This window comes from Methanomassiliicoccus luminyensis B10, assembly GCF_000308215.1.
Classification (GTDB): domain Archaea; phylum Thermoplasmatota; class Thermoplasmata; order Methanomassiliicoccales; family Methanomassiliicoccaceae; genus Methanomassiliicoccus; species Methanomassiliicoccus luminyensis.
The window spans coordinates 1-19735 of the sequence record NZ_CAJE01000015.1 but is presented as its reverse complement, the minus strand read 5'-3'; the positions used below and the strand labels follow the sequence as shown (position 1 = coordinate 19735).

At 63.2% G+C, this 19735-nt stretch carries 20 protein-coding genes; 11 read left to right on the top strand and 9 right to left on the bottom strand.

All coding sequences use genetic code 11. From position 1 onward, the window contains the following. Positions 1 to 57: 57 nt before the first annotated feature. Both WYS_RS09100 and WYS_RS09095 read right to left on the bottom strand, forming a co-directional pair. A complete protein-coding gene (locus WYS_RS09100) occupies positions 58 to 393 on the bottom strand; it encodes a DUF6951 family protein (RefSeq protein ID WP_019177855.1) in 336 nt (111 codons plus the stop codon). A 48-nt stretch (positions 394 to 441) separates the two neighbouring features. Beyond that, positions 442 to 1563, bottom strand: coding sequence for a uroporphyrinogen decarboxylase family protein (locus WYS_RS09095; RefSeq protein ID WP_019177854.1), 1122 nt, complete (start codon positions 1561 to 1563; stop codon positions 442 to 444). Positions 1564 to 1784: 221 nt separating this feature from the next. Here WYS_RS09095 and larA point away from each other — a divergent pair, with 221 nt between their 5' ends. From larA to folP, 3 genes are read left to right on the top strand one after another with little or no spacing between them, the layout of a single operon-like run. Beyond that, positions 1785 to 3026, top strand: a complete 1242-nt coding sequence (gene larA / locus WYS_RS09090; protein WP_019177853.1) for a nickel-dependent lactate racemase — start codon at positions 1785 to 1787, stop codon at positions 3024 to 3026. Between the two features lie 2 nt (positions 3027 to 3028). Then, entirely contained in the window at positions 3029 to 4138 is a 1110-nt protein-coding gene (locus WYS_RS09085; protein ID WP_019177852.1) for a (Fe-S)-binding protein, read from the top strand. Beyond that, on the top strand, positions 4135 to 5295 hold the full coding sequence (gene folP / locus WYS_RS09080; RefSeq protein WP_019177851.1) for a dihydropteroate synthase: 1161 nt from the start codon (positions 4135 to 4137) through the stop codon (positions 5293 to 5295). Before WYS_RS09085 ends, folP begins: the two co-directional genes overlap by 4 nt. Here the strand turns inward: folP and WYS_RS14905 are convergent. Further along, positions 5288 to 5488 carry a DUF2116 family Zn-ribbon domain-containing protein gene (locus WYS_RS14905; protein ID WP_019177850.1) on the bottom strand — a complete coding sequence of 67 codons (201 nt, stop codon included), beginning with the start codon at positions 5486 to 5488 and terminating at the stop codon, positions 5288 to 5290. The two genes, folP and WYS_RS14905, sit on opposite strands and share 8 nt — an antisense overlap. A 251-nt stretch (positions 5489 to 5739) precedes the next feature. On the opposite strand from WYS_RS14905, the gene WYS_RS14900 reads away from it, so the two are divergent. From WYS_RS14900 to WYS_RS09060, 3 genes are read left to right on the top strand one after another with little or no spacing between them, the layout of a single operon-like run. Then, the gene (locus WYS_RS14900; RefSeq protein WP_019177849.1) at positions 5740 to 6234 is read left to right on the top strand and encodes a 4Fe-4S dicluster domain-containing protein; all 495 of its coding nucleotides are present in this window, start codon (positions 5740 to 5742) and stop codon (positions 6232 to 6234) included. A gap of 4 nt (positions 6235 to 6238) precedes the next feature. Next, entirely contained in the window at positions 6239 to 7489 is a 1251-nt protein-coding gene (locus WYS_RS09065) for an NAD(P)/FAD-dependent oxidoreductase (protein WP_026068980.1), read from the top strand. Positions 7490 to 7538: 49 nt separating this feature from the next. Further along, entirely contained in the window at positions 7539 to 7907 is a 369-nt protein-coding gene (locus WYS_RS09060; protein WP_019177847.1) for a hypothetical protein, read from the top strand. 46 nt (positions 7908 to 7953) lie between these two features. On the opposite strand, the gene trpD is transcribed toward WYS_RS09060, so the two are convergent. The 3 genes from trpD to WYS_RS09045 form a co-directional block, all read right to left on the bottom strand. After that, the gene (gene trpD, locus WYS_RS09055; RefSeq protein WP_019177846.1) at positions 7954 to 9075 is read right to left on the bottom strand and encodes an anthranilate phosphoribosyltransferase; all 1122 of its coding nucleotides are present in this window, start codon (positions 9073 to 9075) and stop codon (positions 7954 to 7956) included. A 9-nt stretch (positions 9076 to 9084) separates the two neighbouring features. Next, positions 9085 to 10107 (bottom strand): alcohol dehydrogenase catalytic domain-containing protein, encoded by a 1023-nt coding sequence (locus WYS_RS09050; RefSeq protein WP_026068979.1) that lies wholly within the window; start codon positions 10105 to 10107, stop codon positions 9085 to 9087. Positions 10108 to 10251: 144 nt separating this feature from the next. Continuing rightward, positions 10252 to 10956 (bottom strand): ATP-binding protein, encoded by a 705-nt coding sequence (locus WYS_RS09045; RefSeq protein WP_019177844.1) that lies wholly within the window; start codon positions 10954 to 10956, stop codon positions 10252 to 10254. Positions 10957 to 11092: 136 nt separating this feature from the next. Between WYS_RS09045 and WYS_RS09040 the strand changes: the two genes are divergently transcribed. Together WYS_RS09040 and WYS_RS09035 are read left to right on the top strand one after the other, a co-directional pair. Then, positions 11093 to 11998, top strand: coding sequence for a sulfurtransferase (locus WYS_RS09040; RefSeq protein WP_019177843.1), 906 nt, complete (start codon positions 11093 to 11095; stop codon positions 11996 to 11998). A gap of 117 nt (positions 11999 to 12115) precedes the next feature. Next, a complete protein-coding gene (locus WYS_RS09035; protein WP_019177842.1) occupies positions 12116 to 12586 on the top strand; it encodes a hypothetical protein in 471 nt (156 codons plus the stop codon). 7 nt (positions 12587 to 12593) lie between these two features. Here the strand turns inward: WYS_RS09035 and WYS_RS14895 are convergent, their stop codons facing one another. Next, positions 12594 to 13322 carry a DUF116 domain-containing protein gene (locus tag WYS_RS14895; protein ID WP_019177841.1) on the bottom strand — a complete coding sequence of 243 codons (729 nt, stop codon included), beginning with the start codon at positions 13320 to 13322 and terminating at the stop codon, positions 12594 to 12596. A gap of 167 nt (positions 13323 to 13489) precedes the next feature. On the opposite strand from WYS_RS14895, the gene WYS_RS09025 reads away from it, so the two are divergent. After that, entirely contained in the window at positions 13490 to 13846 is a 357-nt protein-coding gene (locus WYS_RS09025) for an MTH938/NDUFAF3 family protein (protein ID WP_019177840.1), read from the top strand. Positions 13847 to 13897: 51 nt separating this feature from the next. Here WYS_RS09025 and WYS_RS15690 read toward each other — a convergent pair whose 3' ends face one another. Next, positions 13898 to 15415: a putative Ig domain-containing protein gene (locus tag WYS_RS15690; RefSeq protein ID WP_147654310.1), complete on the bottom strand. Its 1518-nt coding sequence runs from the start codon at positions 15413 to 15415 to the stop codon at positions 13898 to 13900. A gap of 317 nt (positions 15416 to 15732) precedes the next feature. On the opposite strand from WYS_RS15690, the gene ribA reads away from it, so the two are divergent. Continuing rightward, a complete protein-coding gene (gene ribA / locus WYS_RS14890; protein ID WP_019177838.1) occupies positions 15733 to 17088 on the top strand; it encodes a GTP cyclohydrolase II in 1356 nt (451 codons plus the stop codon). Positions 17089 to 17197: 109 nt separating this feature from the next. Here ribA and WYS_RS09010 read toward each other — a convergent pair whose 3' ends face one another. Next, positions 17198 to 18541: a hypothetical protein gene (locus tag WYS_RS09010; protein WP_187120180.1), complete on the bottom strand. Its 1344-nt coding sequence runs from the start codon at positions 18539 to 18541 to the stop codon at positions 17198 to 17200. A 340-nt stretch (positions 18542 to 18881) separates the two neighbouring features. Here WYS_RS09010 and WYS_RS09005 point away from each other — a divergent pair, with 340 nt between their 5' ends. Further along, positions 18882 to 19733 (top strand): SDR family oxidoreductase, encoded by an 852-nt coding sequence (locus WYS_RS09005; RefSeq protein WP_019177836.1) that lies wholly within the window; start codon positions 18882 to 18884, stop codon positions 19731 to 19733. Positions 19734 to 19735 lie beyond the last annotated feature (2 nt).

Below are 19735 nucleotides of genomic sequence, written 5' to 3'. Positions count from 1 at the left end.
ACCGAACAGGGCCATAAGGGGTAATATCTTTTCCCGAGACCTGAGGGTGCTGGAGGCTCAGTCGTCGAACAGGAACTCCACGTCGTTGGCCTTGTTCTTCCTGGCGTTATTGCGCGAGATCATGCCGACCTCCATCCACCCCGCGCTGATGAGGCCGGCCGGAACGAGGCAGTTGGCAGACATCCGGCAGTCGCGGTAGCGGTCCACGATGCCGCTGGTGGCTTTGTCGGTGAGGTCGTTCATTGAGACCTTCTCGAGCCCTTCAGAGAACTCCTTGACGTTGGCGCAGTTGGTCTCGATGTTGCAGTCCAGATCCCCGTCCTCGCGCATGTTCACGGTGATGATGTGGGTCTTGCCGCACAGCCGCATGTTCACTTTTACCTTGGATGTCATTTCTATCCTCTGAACCATTTTATATTGTTGCGTCCGCTGCCGCGGCGCTCACCAGTCCCCATAGGTGCCGTAGTCCCTGGCCGCCTGGACCAGCGCGAACACGTTGGCCGGCAGGGAGTCTGGCGGCAGCTCGCAGGCGGTCCCCAGTATGTAGCCGTTCTTGCTCTCCCGGCCGCGCAGGAGCTGCTGCTTGGCCTGCTCGTAGACCCGCTTGGGGTTGGGAAGGATCATGATCCTGGTATCGACCGAGCCCATGATCGTCGCCACGTCCCCGAACTCCTTCATCAGGATGTCCGACGGGAACACCTCCCGCCCCATGTACCCGGCGTGCATGATGGTGAACGGGGTGAACACCAGCCGGTCCTTGAACACCTTGTAATCGGTCTCGTGATTTCCGCACAGGTGGTAGAGCACCTGAGGTCCCGCCCCCTTCCTCAGCGCCTTGTTCACGAAGGTGCGGAGATACTTCGCTGACAGCTCATCCACGTCACGGTCGCTCAGGACATCGTTGTTGGCCAGCACCGATCCGGTAGAGATGAACGCCGACCCATACCTCTCGGCCATGAGCTCGGCGCCGTTGATCGCGGCCTCGGTGTACTTCCGAATGAGCTGGTGGACCACGTCCCGCTCGGACAGGGTCCACATTACGAAATTCTCGATGCCGCAGAGCTGGGCTCCTCCCCCGGTGAGATCGGAGGTATAGGTCATGGGCACGAACTTCTCGGGAGTGTTCTTCTGTATGTAATCCTGGGCCCGGGTCATCAGCTGGCCGGTGAACCCCCTTTCCATCTCCTTGAGGTCGGGCACCTCGATCTTGTCGACCATCTCCAGGTCGGTGATGGTGGGCGTCCTGACCACCGGCGGGAGCAGAGGCTGGAACTGTATCTCCGCGCCCAGCTCCGCGACCCAGGGGAGGGAGAAGTACCAGTGGGTCATCGGGATCAGATCGTACATCTCGGAGGCGTTGGCCACGCAGGCCGCCCCCAGCTCGGGCTTGGTATAGAAATCGTTGATGGTGAACCCAGATATCAGTGCCGCGTGAGATAGCATCATGGCGTCGACGTCAATGCGGTCGAACTTCTGGCCGGTGAACGGGCTGGCGAACCGCTTCTGGGCGTGCTCATGCCATTTCTTGCTCGGCTCAGGCAAGACATCGACGTCGGAGCTCATGCTGCAAAATCGTTCATGCACTCGATAAAGCTACCGCCTGAATGCATTGCCTGCGTCTCTGGCGGAGGGAGAAAGGGCCCGTCCGGTTCCTTAGCATAGGCTGGACCGGACTGCGGTATCCGCAGCGCCGTTCCGGTCCCTGGCAGTACTCCTCCCGGCACCTTGACGGTCCTGGTCGAACTTTCATATATTGCCTCTTTCATGTCAAATCGGTTCCGAACATGAAGCTCACCATACCATACGGCAAGGACGAGAAGCAGATCCTCAATATCCCGGAGGAGAACTTCGCGGGAACGATATACCCGAAGGACGTCCACGTTGGTGACGAGCGGGCGGAGATCAGGAGGGCCCTGGCCAACCCCGTGGGCGGGCCGGACCTGGAGAAGTTCCTGGAGGGCGGGAAGGATATAGTGTTCATCGTGAACGATGGGACCAGACCTACCCCGACCTGCAAAGTGCTTGACGCCCTGGCCGAGAGGATGGACCTCACCAAGGCAAGGTACCTCGTGGCAACGGGGGCGCACCGCGCGCCCACCGAGGAGGAGTACGAGTTCATCTTCGGCCGCCAGTACGGGAAGCTCAAGGACCGGGTCCACGCCCACGACGCCAAGAAGGACAAGTGCGTGTTCCTGGGGAAGTCGAAGAACGGGACCGAGATGCATGTCAACGAGATCGCGGTGAACGCGGACCGCCTGGTCATCATCACCTCGGTGGAGCCGCACTATTTCGCCGGCTACACCGGTGGCAGGAAGAGCTTCCTGCCCGGGGTCGCGTCGTACAAGACCATCGAGCAGAACCACTTCCTGGCGATGAAGCAGGAGGCCCAGGCCTTGGTCCTGGACGGCAACCCCGTCCACGAGGACATGATGGACGCTCTCAGGGTGGTGAGGGACAAGCCCATCTTCGCCATCCAGATCGTACTGGACCGGCACCAGAGCGTGTACCGCGTGGAGGCCGGCGACCTGCACGCCTCCTTCGCCGCGGCGGTGGACCACGCCAACGAGGTCTTCTCCGTAGCCATCAAGGAGAAGGCCGATGTGGTGGTATCGGTGGCCCCTTACCCAATGGACGTGGACCTCTATCAGTCCCAGAAGGCGCTTGACAACGGCAAGTGGGCGCTGAAGGAAGGGGGCACCATCATTATGGTCTCCAAGTGCCGCGAGGGCATAGGTCATGAGACGTTCCTGCAGCAGCTCTCCCTCTCCAGCGACCCCAAGGCGGTCCTGAGGAACCTGGCCAAGGAGTACAAGCTTGGATATCACAAAGCGGCCAAGATGGCCGAGATCGCGGTTTGGGGCCGCATATGGACCGTCACCGGCCTGGACCCCGAGCTTATCAGCAAGGCGAACATGCGTCCGTTCGCCACGGTGCAGGAGGCGGTGGACGCTGCCCTGGCCGAGAACAAGGGCGCCAAAGTGCTGATCAACATGGACGGCAGCATCACCGTGCCGAGGGTGGGTTAATAATGGCCGCCACTTACGTCGAGGGAAAGAACCTTAAGGAACTGAAGAAGGAGATGATGACCTGCACCATGTGCGGGTTCTGCAAGAGTGTATGCCCGGCCTTTGAGGGAGTGGGCTGGGACCCCGGCGTGGCCAGGGGCAGGATGGTGCTGTCGTACGGCCTCCTGCAGAAGGACATCCCCGCCGACGATTCGGTGGTGGAAGCGCTGTACCAGTGCACCACCTGCAAGGACTGCGAGCGCCGCTGCCCCTCCAAGGTGAAAGTGGTGGACGTGGTCGAGCGGGCCCGCAAGGACATGGTGGCCAGCGGCGTGATGCTCCCCAGCCACAGGAAGGTCGTGGACAATATCCTGAAGTACGGCAACCCCTACGGCGAGAAGATATCGGTCCCTCAGGCGCTGGGCCAGAAGCCCCGCACCGCCGACGTCGGCTACTTCGTGGGGTGCACCGCCGCATATCGCAACCCCGCGGCAGCGAAGGCGACCATATCGATCATGGGCAAGCTGGGCGAGGACTTCACCCTTCTGAACGAGACCTGCTGCGGCTCCGTGATGGAGCGCGTTGGCTGGAACGAGGAGGATGTGGTCGCCCAGATGGAGAAGAACGTCAAGGCGGTGGAGGACCAGGGCGTGGACGAGGCGGTGTTCTCCTGCGCCGGCTGCTACCGCATGTTCAAGGAGGAGTACCCCAAGCACGTGGACGTGCCGTTCAAGGTCCGCCATGTCTCGGAGTACCTCGCCGACAAGGACCTCAAGCTCTCCCCCCTGGAGAAGAAGCTGACCTACCACGACCCCTGCCACCTGGGCCGCCATTCCGGCGTGTACAAGGCGCCCCGCGCGGTCCTCGCGAAATTCCCCGGCGCGGAGTTCAAGGAGATGGCCAAGAACTCCTCCGAGTCGCGCTGCTGCGGGGGCGGGGGCGGGGTTCGCTCCGCGTACCCCGAGCTGTCGGAGCACATCGCCGCGCGCAGGGTCGCCGACGCCGGCTTCGCGGATATCCTGGTCACTTCGTGCCCCTTCTGCGTTACCAATCTGAAGGCGGGCAAGGAGCGCACCGGGGCCAAGGTCGAGATCATCGACCTGGTCGAACTCGTGGACCGCCAGCTGTCATGATCGCGCGGGTCCGGCGGTACCGGTCCGAGGAGGAGGCCTTCTCCGAGTGGAGGCGGCTCGGCATCGCCGGTCCGTCGCCGGACCAGGTCCGCTCGGGCATGGTGTTCGTTTACGTCGAGGGGGAGGAGGAGCAGCTGGAGAAGATCATCGGCGCCGCGGAGGGCAGGGGAGCGGGAGCGTCCCTCTCGCTGTCCGGCAGGAGGCCGAAGGTCCTCCTCTACGCGCCGCTCAGCATCCTTCGGGACGTGGGCTCATCGCCGCGGGCCACCCCGGTGGCCCATGCCCTGGACGGCTACTTCTCGACGAGGACGCCCGGCATCGCCCTGCCGGCCGGGTGGATGGACTTCGGCCGCCCCCTGGTCATGGGCGTTCTGAACATCACCCCCGACTCGTTCTCCGACGGCGGAAGGTTCTACGGCAAGGACGCCGCGGTGAAGCGTGGCCTGGAGATGGCTGCCGAGGGCGCCGACATCATCGATGTCGGCGGCGAGTCGACCCGCCCCGGCTCCCAGGCGGTGCCGGCGGAGGAGGAGCTTCGTCGGGTCATCCCGATAGTGGAGGAGCTGGCATCGAAGCTCGCCGTGCCAATTTCCGTGGACACCAGGAAGCCGGAGGTGGCTAGGGCGGCCATGGAGGCCGGCGCGTCCATCATCAACGACGTGATGGGGCTTCAGGACCCTGAGATGTCAAGGGTGGTGGGCGACACCGGCGCCCCCATAGTCCTGATGCACACCCTGGACGATCCGGCGGTGATGCAGAATATGGTGTCCCCGGGAACCTACGAGGACGTGGTCGGGGACATAATGTGGCACTGGGAGGAGCGCCTCAAGGCCGCGGCCGAGGAAGGCGTGCTCCGCGAGCAGGTGATCATAGATCCCGGCATCGGGTTCGGGAAGCTGATGGAGCACAACCTCGAGATCCTCCGGCGTGGCAGGGAGTTCCGCTCCGCCGGCCGCCCCCTGCTGCTGGGGGCGTCCCGGAAGGGCTTCATCGGCAAGCTGACGGGGGAAGCGCCGGATCGGAGGCTGGGCGGCAGCCTCGGCGCGGCCGCGGCGGCCGTGCTCAACGGGGCGGATATAATCAGGGTGCACGACGTGAGGGAGACGGCCGATATGGTCCGGGTCCTGGAAGCGGTCGGCCGCCCCGAGATCAGATGAAGATCGTCAGGAGCCACAAGCCGACCAGCGCGGCGATGGCCAGGCCGTAGAACAGCAGCATCTTGCGGCTCGACCCTCTCTCATCGACCCGGGCGGCGGTCTCGCATTCCTCGGAGCAATACCACTTGTCCTCGGGGATGGGCGCCTTGCACCTCTTGCAGTGCCGGTGCGGGGGGAGGGGTACGGACGGCATATCGGTCCTCCAAACCTCTCACCGCACATTAATATTTGGTAGCGGGCCACCCCCACCGGTGCTGACCCTTACGATTCTCTTCCGTGAGACCAGAATGGGGTCAAGTCGTGGAAGGATTATCTCCGAATATACGAATTTCGCAGCTTTGCGAGCGAGTAAGGCCAAAACCCTTCGGTTGCATTTTAGATAATGACCAGACTTTAAATACGTGGTATTTTCTGCCTTGATATGGTAACGCACGGCGGCAGAGAATGAACAGGATCGTGATCATACCAGACCGGTGCAAGGGGTGCAGGGCTTGCGAGAGAGCGTGCGCCCTCGAGCATACCTTGAGCATGGGCCCCGCAAGCTCGGACCCCGTGGACGCCCCATTGCCCCGGATCAAGGTGCTATATGGTCCGGGCGACGGCTCTGGCAAGAAGGGAAGGCCTCTCCCGTTGCGCTGCCGGCATTGCGATGATCCGAAGTGCGTCACGGCATGCATGGCCGGTGCTCTGAGGAAGGGCGAGGACGGCGTGGTGCGGCACGACCCCCGGAAGTGCGTGGGCTGCTGGATGTGCGTGATGAGCTGCCACAGCGGCGCGGTGTTCCGCAATGCGGCCGCCAGGGTGGCGGTGAAATGCGATCTGTGCCCCGGGCGCGAGGTCCCCGCCTGCGTTTCGGCGTGCAAGTTCGAGGCCATCATCATTCAGAGCGATGCAGTGAGCGCCGCCCCGGCCAGGGAGCAGGGGACCGTCGAAGGGTGACCGGATGCGCCGCTACGATTACATTATTATCGGTAACAGCGCCGCTGGGGTCGGCGGGTGCGAGGGGATACGCAAGGTGGACCGTTCCGGCACCATCGCCATGATCTCCAACGAGGTGGTGCTGGCGTACTCCCGGTGCCTCATCACTCACTACATCTCGGGCCACCTGCCGGAGGGATTGCTGCTGTTCCGGCCTTCCGATTTCTATTCCCGCATGAACGCCGAGGCCATTCTGGGCAGCCGGGCTGTGCGGGTGGACCCCCGCGAGAGGATCGTCGAGCTCAATGACGGTTCAGTGGTGGGGTACAGGAAACTGCTCCTGGCCACCGGGGCAGGCGCATTTCCGTACGACATCCCCGGGAACGACAAGCCGGGCGCCCACCTGCTGAGGACCTGGGATGACGCCAGGAAAGTGTCCGAGGAGGCCGCGCCGGGAGAGAAGGCCCTGGTGCTGGGCGGCGGGCTGGTGGGCATGAAGGCCGCCGACGCGCTGCACGCCAGGGGGATGGACGTGACGATCATAGTGGCCTCGAACCAACTGCTCTCCCAGACCATGGACCGGACCGGCGCGGAGATGGTCCGCGAGGCGGTCGAGCGCAACGGCATCAAGGTGCTCATGAACTCGTCGGTCCAGGAGATTACCGGGGACGAGTGGGTCTCCGGGGTCCGCCTGGAGGACGGGACCGAGATACCGGGCGACATGGTCATCATGGCCAAGGGGGTGCGTCCGAACGTCACCCTGGCCAAGAACGCCGGGCTCGCCGTTGACTATGGCATCACCGTGGACCGGCACATGCGCACTTCCGACCTGAACATCTACGCCGCGGGGGACGTGGCCGAAGCGGCCGACCTTCTGGACGGGGGGAACCACACCCATGCCATCTGGCCCAACGCGGTGGAGCAGGGCCACATCGCGGGCATGAACATGGCCGGCAAGGAAGTGGAGTACACCGGCGGCATGGGCATGAACTCGGCGGAGTTCTTCGGGCTCCCCGCCATCAGCATGGGCAAGTGCCGCACCCGGGACGAGGCGGGCATGGAGGTGCTCACCTCCCGCGACGTGGAGGGGGGCACCTACCGCAAGCTGGTGATACGCGGGAACGTGCTGGTGGGTGCGGTTTGCGTGGGGGACATAGCCTGCGCGGGGGTGCTCAACGGCCTGATACAGCGGAAGGCCGACATATCCGGCATCAAGGACCTTCTGATGCGCAAGGACTTCGACATTGCCAAGCTCCCCCAGCCCGACGCCCTGTAAGGCGTCCGCGCGATAGCCTTTATTAGTCGAGAACGGGTTCCCCGGGACCATGTGGAAGGTGCTGGGAACAGAGACCGTTGTGATAAAGGCCGGCGATGTCTGGTCAGACCGCTTGATCGAGCTGTCCGCTCGCAAGAAGGATGCCGCGAGGTTCCGCGAGCTGATGTCGAAGGCCGACCTGCGCTACTTCTTCGACGCCATACCGGAGGTCCACGCGTTCCACCTCCAGTTCCCCGCGTCCGTGGAGATCGAGGACCTGGAGTTCTTCAGGGACTTCATCCTCAAGCTGGAGAAGGCGGCCAAGGTCCCGGTCATAGAGTTCGACGGGGAGCCCCAGAAGTACACCGTGGTCCTGACCTCCGAGACGGAGGATGACGTTCACAAGGGCATCAAGAGAAAAGCGAAAGTAAAAGGATGAGAGGGCCGGCCGGGCGAGGGGCCGGGCCCTCCGTTCAGCTCTATTCTCACGCGGCGGCGTCGGCCCTGCTGACCAGGTCGTCGAACTTCTCGAGGCCGGCCGCCGGGTCGGTGTTCTGCGCCTTTATCCAGTCCTGGAGCTTGCCGAGCGCCCTTCCGTCCGCGATGATGGACCGCGCCCTCTCCACCCCCTCCGCGAGGGACGAGACCCTCCCGGTCATGTACAGCATGGGGGCGGTGTTCAGGCATACGATGTCCTGGCGCGCCCCGTCCTCCTCCCCGCCCAGCACTCTCAGGAAGCGGAGCACCTCGCGCTCCCGGTCCGGCGAGGACAAGATGTCCTCCGCCCGGGCGGTCTGGAGCCCCATGTCCCGGGGGGCGATCTCGTAGGAGCGGACGGCCCCGTCCTCCCCCATCTCCGCTACTATGGTCCGGCCGAGGGTGGACATCTCGTCCATGCCCGCGCTCCCGTCGGCGCCGAGCCCATGGAACACCATGGCCCTCTTGAAGCCGATCTCCCTCATGGTCTCCAGGGCCGGCATGATCATGGCCTGGGAATACACCCCCCTCGCCCCGATGGCCGGGAGCGCGGGATTGGCCAGGGAGGCCGCTATGTTCAGGATGGTCCCGAAGCGGATCTGCGAGAGAATCCTCCCCAGGGCCACGGGGTGGACCTTGGGGGACATTCCGTTGAAGATGCCGATGCCGGCGGTCTCGATGGACCTCTTGACCACGCTGACCTCGCATTCCACGTCAAGGCCCAGCGCTTCCAGCATGTCAATGGTGCCGCAGCGGGAGGTGATGGCCCGGGCGCCGTGCTTGGCCATGAGCACGCCGTCGGCGGCCGCGACCACCGATGCGGCGGTGGAGATGTTGAAGGTCTTGAGGGCGTCCATGCCGGTGCCGCAGTTCTCCACCAGCGGCCCGTCCGCCCGCGGGGTGACCTTGACGGTGTCGATCTCGTAGATGGCCTCCCAGCTCCCCGCGATCTCCTGCGGCGTCGCCCCCTTCGCGGTGATGGCCGCCAGGAACGCTCCCTGCTGCAGGTCCGGCTGCTCGTTCAGCAGCACCTGCCGAAACATCTCCTTGGCGTCCTCGCGGGACAGCCCGCTGCCGCCGATAAGCCCGTTGACCTTCGCTCCGAAATACCTCAGCTTCTCTTCCATCATCACACACCTCTAGAACTTCGTGACCACGCACTTCAGCGCTTTCCGCGACTCGATAAGCCTGAACCCGTACTCCAGCTCCTCTAAGGGCAGGGTGCGGGAGATCAGCGGGCGCAGGTCCACTGCGCCCGACGATATGAGCCGCACCGCCTCCCTGTTGCTGGTGCTGGTGCACCCGTACGCTCCCACCAGGGACAGCTCGCGATAGTGGAGCTGGTTCAGGTCCAGCGTCCTGCTCGAGGCGTCCTTGGGCAGGCCGGAGAACACGCACACCCGTCCCCGCGGGGTCATGAGCCTCAGGAGGCCGTCGCCGATGTCCGCCTGGGCCGAGGCCAGCACCGCCACGTCGGCGCCTCCGAGGTCGCGCAGCGCGGCAGAGATATCGTCCTCTCCGGGATCCAGCGTCCTGGCCGCGCCCATCGCTTCGGCCGCCGCCCTTCTCTCTGCCGACGGCTCCACCACGATGGGCACTCCGCCGGCCGCCTTGGCCACTGCCGTGCTCATCAGCCCCATCGGCCCGGCCCCGAAGATGAGGACCATGTCGCCCTCCCCCGTCCGGGCCATGTCCCGCCCGTGCACACAGCAGGCCAGCGGTTCCGCCAGCGAGGCCAGCTCCGAGGGCACATCCTTCGAGAGCACGTTCACGCCCCCCTGCCGGAGGTTGCCCGGGGGAACGGCCATGTATTGGGCGAAGCCCCCGTCATAGTTGAACCCGATGATGCCCTGGGAGGAGCACATGTTATCCTGCCCCTTGAGGCAGGAGCGGCAGGTGCCGCAGCATATCCCCGGCCATACCTGCACCCGGTCGCCCACGGCCGCCTCGCCTCCGTCGATGTCCACGACGGTCCCTACCACCTCGTGGCCCAGGACGCGCGGGTATGCCAGGTCCCGTTGCCCCCGGCGGGCCATCTTGATGTCGGTGGGGCAGATGGCGCATGCGTCCACCCTTATGAGCGCGCCCCCTTTCGGGCGTTCCGGCTCCTTGACGTCCTCGATGGCAAGGTCCCCCGGGGACCGCAGAACGGCAGCCTTCATTCCCTTCATTCCTCTGGTTGGATGTATCATCCAACCAATTCCATCGAAAGAATGGAAGAGTATATATCGATTGCTTAGGGGAAATCACGATTGGAGGTATAATCCAACAATGTCCAGATATTGGATAATTTGGTGGAGATCGCCCTACGCGGCGTCCTCTACGAGCTCGCCGTTCCTCCTGACAGTATAGCTCTTCACCGGCACTTGGGCGCCTGCCCTCTTCACCGCCTCGGACACCAGCCGCTTCATCTGTCCGCAGCAGGGCACCTCCATGTGCACGAGAGCGATGTCCCTGATGCCGTTCTCGGAGAGGATGGAGGACAGCTTCTCGACGAACTCCCCCTGGTCGTCCAGCTTGGGGCACCCGATGACGGTGACCCGCCCCTTGATGAAGTCCCGGTGGAACGCGGCGAAGGCAAAGGCGGTGCAGTCGCCGGCCAGGAGAAGGCGCGCCCCTTTGAAGTACGGGGCGCCGGGGGAGACCAACCTCATCTGGATGGGCCAATTGCTCAGCTCGGAACCCTCCCCGGCGGGAGCGGAAGGCTCGTCCGCGGGACGGAGCACCATGGGCGCCGCGGAGGGGCAGCCGCACTGCTCCGGCCGCCTGCTCCCGGAGACGTGCCGCTTGGCGGCCTCCTCGTCGAACGCTTCAGCTTCCCTTTCCTCGATGGACAGCGCGCCCTCCGGGCATTCGCCGAGGCAGGCGCCCAGGCCGTCGCAGTACATGTCCTTGATGACCTTGGCCTTGCCCCCCCTGATTTCGATGGCTCCCTCCGCGCAGGCGTCCACGCACTGGCCGCACCCGGTGCATTTCGCTTCATCTATCTTGATGATCTTCCTGGTGGCCACGTCCTGTCCCTCTCAGGAACTTCATGGGCGTTCTGAGTTAATAATGAACGGGACGAACTAGAGCCACTCGCCGCTTCTTTCATGGTCAATCATCATTAAATTGGATGGGTCCCCTAACAATAGATGAGGATTGCATATGGAGAAGAACTATCCCTATCCCCAAAGAAATTCGAGCGTGAAGTGGGTGGACACCGAGTGGCTGAAGGGCCACCTGAACGACGACATGGCCATTCTGGACGTCCAGCCCAACATCCATGATTACATCGTCGAGCATCTCCCGGGGGCCGCGCACCTGGACCAGGAGTTCCTGAGGTCGTCCTTGGGAGGCCTGCCGGGGCAGTTCATGCCCCCGGAGGCGGTCGCTCCCTACTTCAACCGGGTGGGGGTCACCATGGACCGGCCGGTGCTGGTATACTCCTGCAAGGGTCCCTCCAAGGGATGGGGGGACGGGCTCGAGCAGACCATGATGGCGTACGGGCTGACCCGGAGCGGCCACGACAAGGCGCTCATCCTGGACGGCGGCCTGGAGAAATGGAAGGCCAACGGGGGGCAGACGACCCAGCAGTTCCCCCGGATCAAGGAGGGCGACTTCCGCGGCAGGGAGATGAAGGAGTTCTACGTCGGGTACGACGAGTTCAAGCGGACCAAGGACGACGACAACGTCCTCCTGCTGGATGCGAGGCCTGCCGCGGTATACGAGGGGAAGGGGGCCTGGCCGAAGGCAGGGCACATACCCGGCGCGATCAGCCTGCCCTGGGCCTCCCTGATGAGCAAGGACAACCCTCGCGAGCTCAAGCCCGACGGGGAGATCCAGGAGATCATCGGCAAGGTCGAGGCCACCCCGGACCGGTCCATCATCTGCTCCTGCGGGACGGGGAGGGAGGCCACCAACGAGTTCAACCTCTTCAAGTGGTACCTCGGATATCCCGACGTCAGGATCTATGAGGGATCCTTCACCGAATGGTCCTCTTATCCCGACAACCCCACGGTAACGGGGCCCGACCCCCGCGGCCCCGAGCAGCAGGTGGTCCAGCAGCGCTGAGGCCCCCCCTCCTCTATTTTTTTCCACATGATGAGCGGAGATAATTATTTCCAGGTAGAAATCCATCCAGGGCGTCAGAAATGCCCGCTGTGGCCTGACTGCCTGAGGTGAATGACAATGGATGGGGGAAAACGTCCGCTGGGCGCGACCGCACTGAGCGCGCTGTTGATGGTGTTCGGGATAATGGGTGTGCTGAGCGGCCTCGCGCTGATGATCAGCCCGTCGGGCGCCCTGCTGGGCCTGCCGACCGAGTACCTGGACAGGATACCGTTCCACAACTACTTTCTGGTCGGCCTGTTCCTGTTCGTGATCTACGGGATCACGCCGATAGCCTTGTCATATGGCCTGTGGACCCGGGAGCAGCTGTTCCTCGGGGAGATAAGCAAGGCCGGGGGCATCCATTGGGCCTGGCAGGGCACCCTGGTGATGCTGGGCATCCTGCTGGTGTGGCTCCTCGTGGAGCACTTCATATATGACATCGAACTCTCCCCGCCCACGTACTTCACTGTGGTCCTGGGGGTGCTGATGTTCATCCTGCTGATGTTGCCCTCTGTCAGGAGGTACTGCCGGTCAAGGACGCCGGCCTGAGGCCGCCTTACTTCATCGTCGGTTCGGGGACCTTGCATTCCCCGGGCAGCTCGATGAGGTTGGCAAGCTTGAGGGGGGTGATCTTCCCGGTCATCATGTCCTTGAAGTCGCCCCAGTCCATGGCCGTCTCCACGCACCCGTCCCGCAGGGTGACGAATCCCATCGCCACCACGCCCATGCGGTCGCACATCTCCAGTCCCTCTTTGACCTCCATCAGGCACCCCACGCCCACGATCGCTTCCGGCCGGTACCTCTTGACCATCCTCTTGATGAAGGTGGAACCGGGGACTATGAACACCTTGGTGCCGTCCGCCCGCACCTCATCGATGTTCGGGCCAATATCGCACCGGCCGCACTTCATGCAGATGAGGCCCTCGTCGCTGAGATGAGCGGGGCACTCCTTGGAGCGCAGGCACTGGGGCAGGAAGATGGCCCGCTTTTCCGGTGGCACCGCCTCGAACCTCTTCTTCATCATCATGTTGTGCAGGCGTATGGAGAACGCGGTCAGCTCCTTGTCGTCGATCCCCAGAAGTTTCCAGATGGCCCTCACCAATCCCTCCATCATCAGCAGGCCAGGCTTGAGCAGGCGGGGGAAGATGAACTTCCCCATCTTGATGGAAACTACCGTGAGAAGTACCAGCGTGAGGCTGAACGCCACCAGGAAAAGCAGGAGCAGTATGGCGGCTTCGCCGATCAACCTCATGGCCTCGTTCCATGAGGGGGAATCGATGAGCATTGCCAACCCATAAGATGGGCTCCTACAAATAGTAAGCCCATTGAGCCCCCGTGTATCCTCGTAGGGTCAGGGCGCCCCCGATCGCCCGATCCGCCTCTCAAAGCCCAGAACCGCGGAAGGTCTTACAGCAACCTTATTCCCGCCCCGGGACCATCAAGGCCCTCGAGATGGACGGCGCGGATGGTTATTTCGGATGGGTCCGGGTCGGCGGCAGGAAGTACGTCAAGGACGTCATCGTCCACGTGGACGGAAGCGTCACGGAGCGCCCCACCGAGCTTTCTCTGGACTACCGGTCCGACTATTTCCACACTCCCCTGTCGGAAAGGGAGCTGGGGTTCCTGGACGGGGAGCGGCCGGAGGTGGTCATCGTGGGCGCGGGCTACAAGAGCATGATGCCCCTCACCCCCCAGGCAAAGGCCGTCCTGGAGAGGTACGATCTGGTGGTCAGGTCGACCTCGGACGCCATCGAGATCATGAACCGCGAGAGCAGGCGGTTCGTGGCGATACTTCACCTGACCTGCTGAGAGAAGAAAAAGAGGATTGGTTAAGAGGTTTGAACGGAGCTTGTCCGGAGCTCACCTCTTGCGGCGGTATGCTCCGCCGAAGATGTGTATGCATCCCAAGGCCGACAGCACCAGTCCGACCATGACGAGGGTCAGGAAGGCCGAGCCGGACCCCCCGCCCAGGACGTACCCGGCGTTGGAAACGGTCGGCACGACCGTCACGTTGACCGAATCGGTCGGTTCATCGCCGGCCGATACTATCAAGTGGTATTCCTGGGTGGTCGTCCTGCCGTCCGACGCCGTCGCCGTGACGCTTATGTTGTATGTCCCCACCTCGTCTTGGCCCGGCGTTCCCGAGAGCGTATGGCTCTGTTGATCATAGCTCAGGAAGGGAGCGTCGTATGTGACGCTCACGGTCGCCGTGTCGCTGACGGTCACAGTGGAAACATACTCGTCCCCGTACGACACCTCCTGCACAGGAGGCGTGATGGCTATCACGAGGGGCGGCAGCTCCGGGTCGGCCGGATCCGGCGTGGCCGGAGGGTTTACTGGGTCTGGCAGGGTGCCTCCCCGGTACGGGTAGTTGGTCGTGCCGGTCAGCACCATGGAGGTGATGGCCTGCCCGCCGTTGGCGTAGATGGTGTTCTCGCCGAACGTCCACCTTACCAGGGGATACACGTTGTTCTTGGCCAGCTCTCCCCAGAACAGGGGCAGGTTGTCATTGGCGGCCCACTGCTCGGGGTCGGTGAACAGGTACGCGTCGTCCGCCTGGGCATAGAAGTGCCGGTGGGCGATCTCGAACCCGGTCTTGCCGGTGGAGAGATCGAAGTCCGACTGGCTCCACCCGAACAGGGTGCCGTAGCCGGCGACCCCCATGGTCCTGGGGTGAGTGGACGCGCCGGCGGTCGCCGCAGCGACCGCCTTGGCCCAGGTGTTGAACTTGACCTTGTCGTTCTTCCAGTAGTTCTGGTTGACGATGTTGTGGTCAGGCTCGTTCCACATGTCGTAGAACCCCAGGGCGTCATGGTACTCGAAAGCGCCCATAACGTCGCGGCAGTACTCGACATAGCGGTTGAACGCGCTGGAGCCGGCCACGAAGGCCGAGCCGGAACCGCCGAAGCCGTAGGGAGCGTTCGATTCCCCCTGGGAACCGGCGAGCACCAGGACCACCCACACGCCATGCTCGTACGCTTCGTCGAGCATGATCTTGAGCAGGTTCATGTACTCGTCATGGTGATACAGCCAGGCCTGGTACTGCAGCTCGGTGCCCCAGGTGTCGCCAGCGCCGATCCTCACGATGTTGCAATCGTAGTAGGCGAGCAGGGCGAAGTACTGGTGCCAGAACTCCTCGGCGTTGGCGTTCTGGGACATTCGCATGTCCCCGCCCGTATCGGGCCCGTTGAACACCGAGGTCTTTCCGGCGACGGTCATGTCACCGTTGATGTACGCCATGATCGCGAATTGAAGAGCAGTGGTATCGACCACACCAAAAAACTGGGCGGAAGCGTCGCCGTTGACAGTCAAGTCGGAACCGGATACCGAGATCCGTCCGTAGGCTGGAGCCGCCGAGACCCCATCGGTCTCGAACAAAATGACAGCTCCGGGTAGTAGCAGCGCAAGGGCTGACAAAATCACTACTAGCTTTGTTGTGTTGCTACCCATCCAAATTACCTCTCGAAACAGAGCATTCGGAGACCGAGAGGCATGGTAAAAAGCGGTATCTTTCCAGTTATCTAGAATAATAGTGCATACTGGATTTTATCTCGAAAAAGATAACAATATCATGCTGGCTGGAAAAATCGCATAAATTATCCTTCTAGATAATATCGGGCCGGAAAATGCCGGTTTCGGATAACCACGGCAAAGGTTCATTCGCATGCGGCTTCAATAGACCTAGCAGGTGTCGAATGGGCAGCAATCCCAAGGGGCATGCGATGAGGGCGGCGGAAGGGCCGGACCCCTCGTTCAGGAGGATACAGGGGGAGACGGGGGCCATAACCCACGAGGTGGACGTGCGCCTCCCCACCGACGCGGGCACGTTCCGACTGCACCTCTATCTCGATGAGGAGGGGAAGGAGCAGCTCGCCCTGGTCATGGGCGATGTGGCCGGAAAAGAAAAGGTCCTCACCAGGGTCCACTCGGAATGCCTGACCGGCGATCTCCTCGGATCCCTCCGCTGCGACTGCCAGTCCCAGTTCAGGCAGTCCATCGAGATGATCGCCGAGGAGGGCGAGGGCGTGCTCATCTACCTGCGGCAGGAAGGCCGGGGCATCGGCCTGAGGTCCAAGCTGAGGTCCTACAACCTCCAGGACCAGGGATACGACACCATAGATGCCAACGAGGCCCTGGGGTATGAGCCGGACAGCCGCGAGTACGGCGCCGCCGCTCTCATCCTGAAGGACCTGGGGGTGAGGTCGATACGCCTGCTCACCAACAATCCCGACAAGTCAGAGGCGTTCGACCGGTACGGGATCGGGGTGGCGGAGCGGCTGGCCATCAACCCGAGGGTCACCAAGGACAACTGGAGGTATCTGGAGACCAAGGCCGAGAGGTTCCACCATCGCATCGACCTGAGGGACAACCCGCACCATTCCCCGGAGGTGGACCGCATCATGAGGTTCGCCAAGAAGGCCATGCTGCGCGAGGGAGCCCCTTCCCCGTTCATCACGGTGTTCCTGTGCCAGACCCTCGACGGGCGCCCGGTGCCCCTGGAGGAGCTAAGCTCGGAGGAGATGGCGGGGGAGGCCGCCGCCATCAGGGACCGTTTGCGGTCCATGCACCAGGCGTACCTGGTGGACGCGAGTTCGATAGCCCCCTCGCGCCTGGCGGGCCCCGGGCGGCTCATAGTCCACGATCCCGGTCTCTCCCTCTTCTCCTCGCCCCGCTGCCCGCACCCGCTCCCCGCCGGCGCCATCGTGGTGGCCGAGGAGGGCACGGAATGCAGGTTGAAGTACGATGCCGAGATGGCCGGCGCGGAGGTAGCGCTCCTGCCCCCCGGAAGCGGCCTGGGTGGCTTCCTGGGGCTGTGCCGGGACCGCGGCATCGCCTCGGTCCTGTCGGAGGGATGGCCCTCCTTCAGGGGCGCATCTCCTGACGGAAGCTCTCTGGGAATGGCCATTGGAATAATGGACCCCCGCTTTTCCGGAGTGGCGGAGGCTCCGGTCCCCGCCCCCCTCCGCTTCGCGGAGATGTACTATGCGGAGATAGATTCGTCATGGGTATGGTACGGGGCCCCCGAGAGGGGAAGAGGTCTTGGGCCCTGAACGCACAGAATCATGGCCCCCGTCGAGACAGGGTGCCGTTGTCACTGGTCCAATAGGATGATGAAATAGAGAAAACAGGGGAAGAGGTTTGAGGTTCGCCCCGTCAAGCTTAGCAAAGCCTGCGGCGGTCGAAGTAAAGGAACATCACCAGGCCGATCATGGCCGCCAGGCCGAGAGCGCCTATGACAGAGCTGCCGGAAGCGCCGGAGGCGCCGATGGCGCCGGCGGAGGCCCCGCCATAGATGGACGAGGCGCCGGTGAACACGCCGCCGCTGGCGGAAGCGCCGTTGGCATCAGTGTTCTGGACCTTCACCTTGACAGGCCCGTCGTCGACCCTTACGACGTTCTTGGCCTCGACGCCGCCCTTGTAGGGGTAATCGGAAGTGCCGGTCAGTACCATGGAGGTAATGGCCTGCCCCCCGTTGGCGTAGATGGTCTTTTCGCCGTAGGTGTACCTGCTCAGGGGGTACTCGCCGTTGTTGGCAAGCTCTCCCCAGTACAGGGGCATGTTGTCGTTGTCGGCCCACTGCTCAGGCTCGGTGAAGACCTTGGGGTCGTTGGCGGAGGCATAGTAGTGCCGGTGCGCGATCTCGAACCCGGTCTTGCCGGTGGAGAGATCGAAGTCCGACTGGCTCCACCCGAACAGGTTGCTGTATCCAGCAACACCCAGCGTCCGGGGGTGCGTCGACGCGCCCGCGGTGGCGCTGGCCAGGGCGCGGGCCCAGGTGTTGAACTTGACTTTGTCGCCATGCCAGTAAGCCTCGTTGACACCGTTGTGGTCCGGCTCGTTGAAGAGATCGTACCAGGCGACGATGTTCTCGTCGTCCAGGTACGTCATCATCGAGCGGCTGAACTTGACATAGTTGTCAAAGGCCTCGGACTTGGGGTCGAACACGGAGCCCGAACCGCCGTAGGCGAAGGGGGTCTCGTGCTGGACGCCGCCGGTCACGAACACCAGGTACACGCCGTTGACCTCAGCATAGTATGTCATGCAGTCGATCAGGTCCATGTACTCATCGTGGTGGTTGAGCCAGGCATTGTACTGGATCTCGGAACCCCAGCTGTCGCCGGGACCGATGCGCACCAGGTTGACGCCGTAGTGCGCCATCTGGGCGAAGTACTGGTTCCAGAACGCGTCCGGAGTGTCGTTGGGCGTCACGGGGACATGGGTCCCCGTATCCGGCGCGTTGAACACCGAGCCCTTGCCGGCCACGGTCTTGTCACCGTTGATGTAAGCTTGAGTTGCGAATGCGAGGACGGTCGTGTCCACCACGCCGAAGAACGGCGCGTCGGGCTTGTGGCCGCCCACCAGGATCTCTTGGCCAGATACGGTCACCCTTCCTACTTCGGGGGTGGGGGCCGCAGCGGCCGCGAAATTGGACGACAGCAGCACTCCCAGCAGCAGCACCGCTGCTATCGGGACAGCTATCGCTAATTTAGGTAAAGACTTCATTTCTAAACCCATCCCATCTCGTGTCGTCGGTTATGCCGCTCTCACGGCATGCCGCCTGACAGAGCAAACCTAATGACGCGCCTATCTTTGAAGTGATTTTTCATCTGGTTATCCTAATTGATATTCATTAAAAATCATTAGCCAGTCAGTTCTATATGTCGATAAATGATAGTATCTTGGATGTTTCTGTAACGTTTGCTAAAGGAGGGCGGGCCGGCCGTCGGGGGCCGTGCCGAGGAGCCTTGAGGGTCTTCCTACGGGGTTCCCATATAGTATATTATGTAACGTAGGGAGCAAATGGGGGACGGTCGGATCGACCGGCAAGCAAGGGAGGGCGACAATGGATAAGCCGATGGCGGGAAAGACGGTGCTGCTGACCGGGGCTACCTCGGGGATCGGCAGGGCCGCGGCCGTGGAGCTGGCCGGCATGGGGGCTCACATGGTCCTGGTAGGCCGGGACCAGGGCAGGCTGGGCACGGTAGTGGGCGGGATAGAATCCCGGGGCGGCACCGCCGACACGCTGGTGGCCGATCTCACCTCCATGGAGGAGGTGAGGGGCCTGGCCTCGCGCTTCCTGGACCGGTACGACCGGTTGGACGTACTGGTCAACAACGCCGGACTGGTCATCGGGAAACGGGAGCTGACCGCCGATGGGTATGAGCATACCTTCGCCCTGGACCACCTGGCCCCGTTCCTGCTGACCGACCTTCTTATGGGCCGGCTGAAGGCCAGCGCTCCCTCCAGAGTGGTGACGGTGAGCTCGGTCGCTCACGTGTTCGGGCGGATCCACTTCGACGACATCATGCTGGAGCGGGGGTACGATCCCCTGAGGGCCTATTCCCAGGCCAAGTTGGCCAACATCATGTTCACTTACGAGCTCTCGCGCCGCCTGGAGGGGACGGGGGTCACCGCGAACTGCCTCCATCCCGGCATAGTCAGGACCAACTTCGCCAAGGGTGTGGGCGGCTGGTTCGGCGCGGTCATGCTCCTCCTCCGCCCCATCATGATCGGCCCGGAGGAGGGGGCGAGGACGACGGTATACCTGGCCTCGTCACCGGAGGTGGAAGGCGCCACCGGCGGGTATTATGTGCGGCGGAAGAAGGCCCGGTCCTCCCGGCGGTCCTATGATCAGGAGGACCAGAAGCGGCTGTGGGAACTGAGCGCCGAGCTCGCCGGGACAAGCTCCCGCTGAGC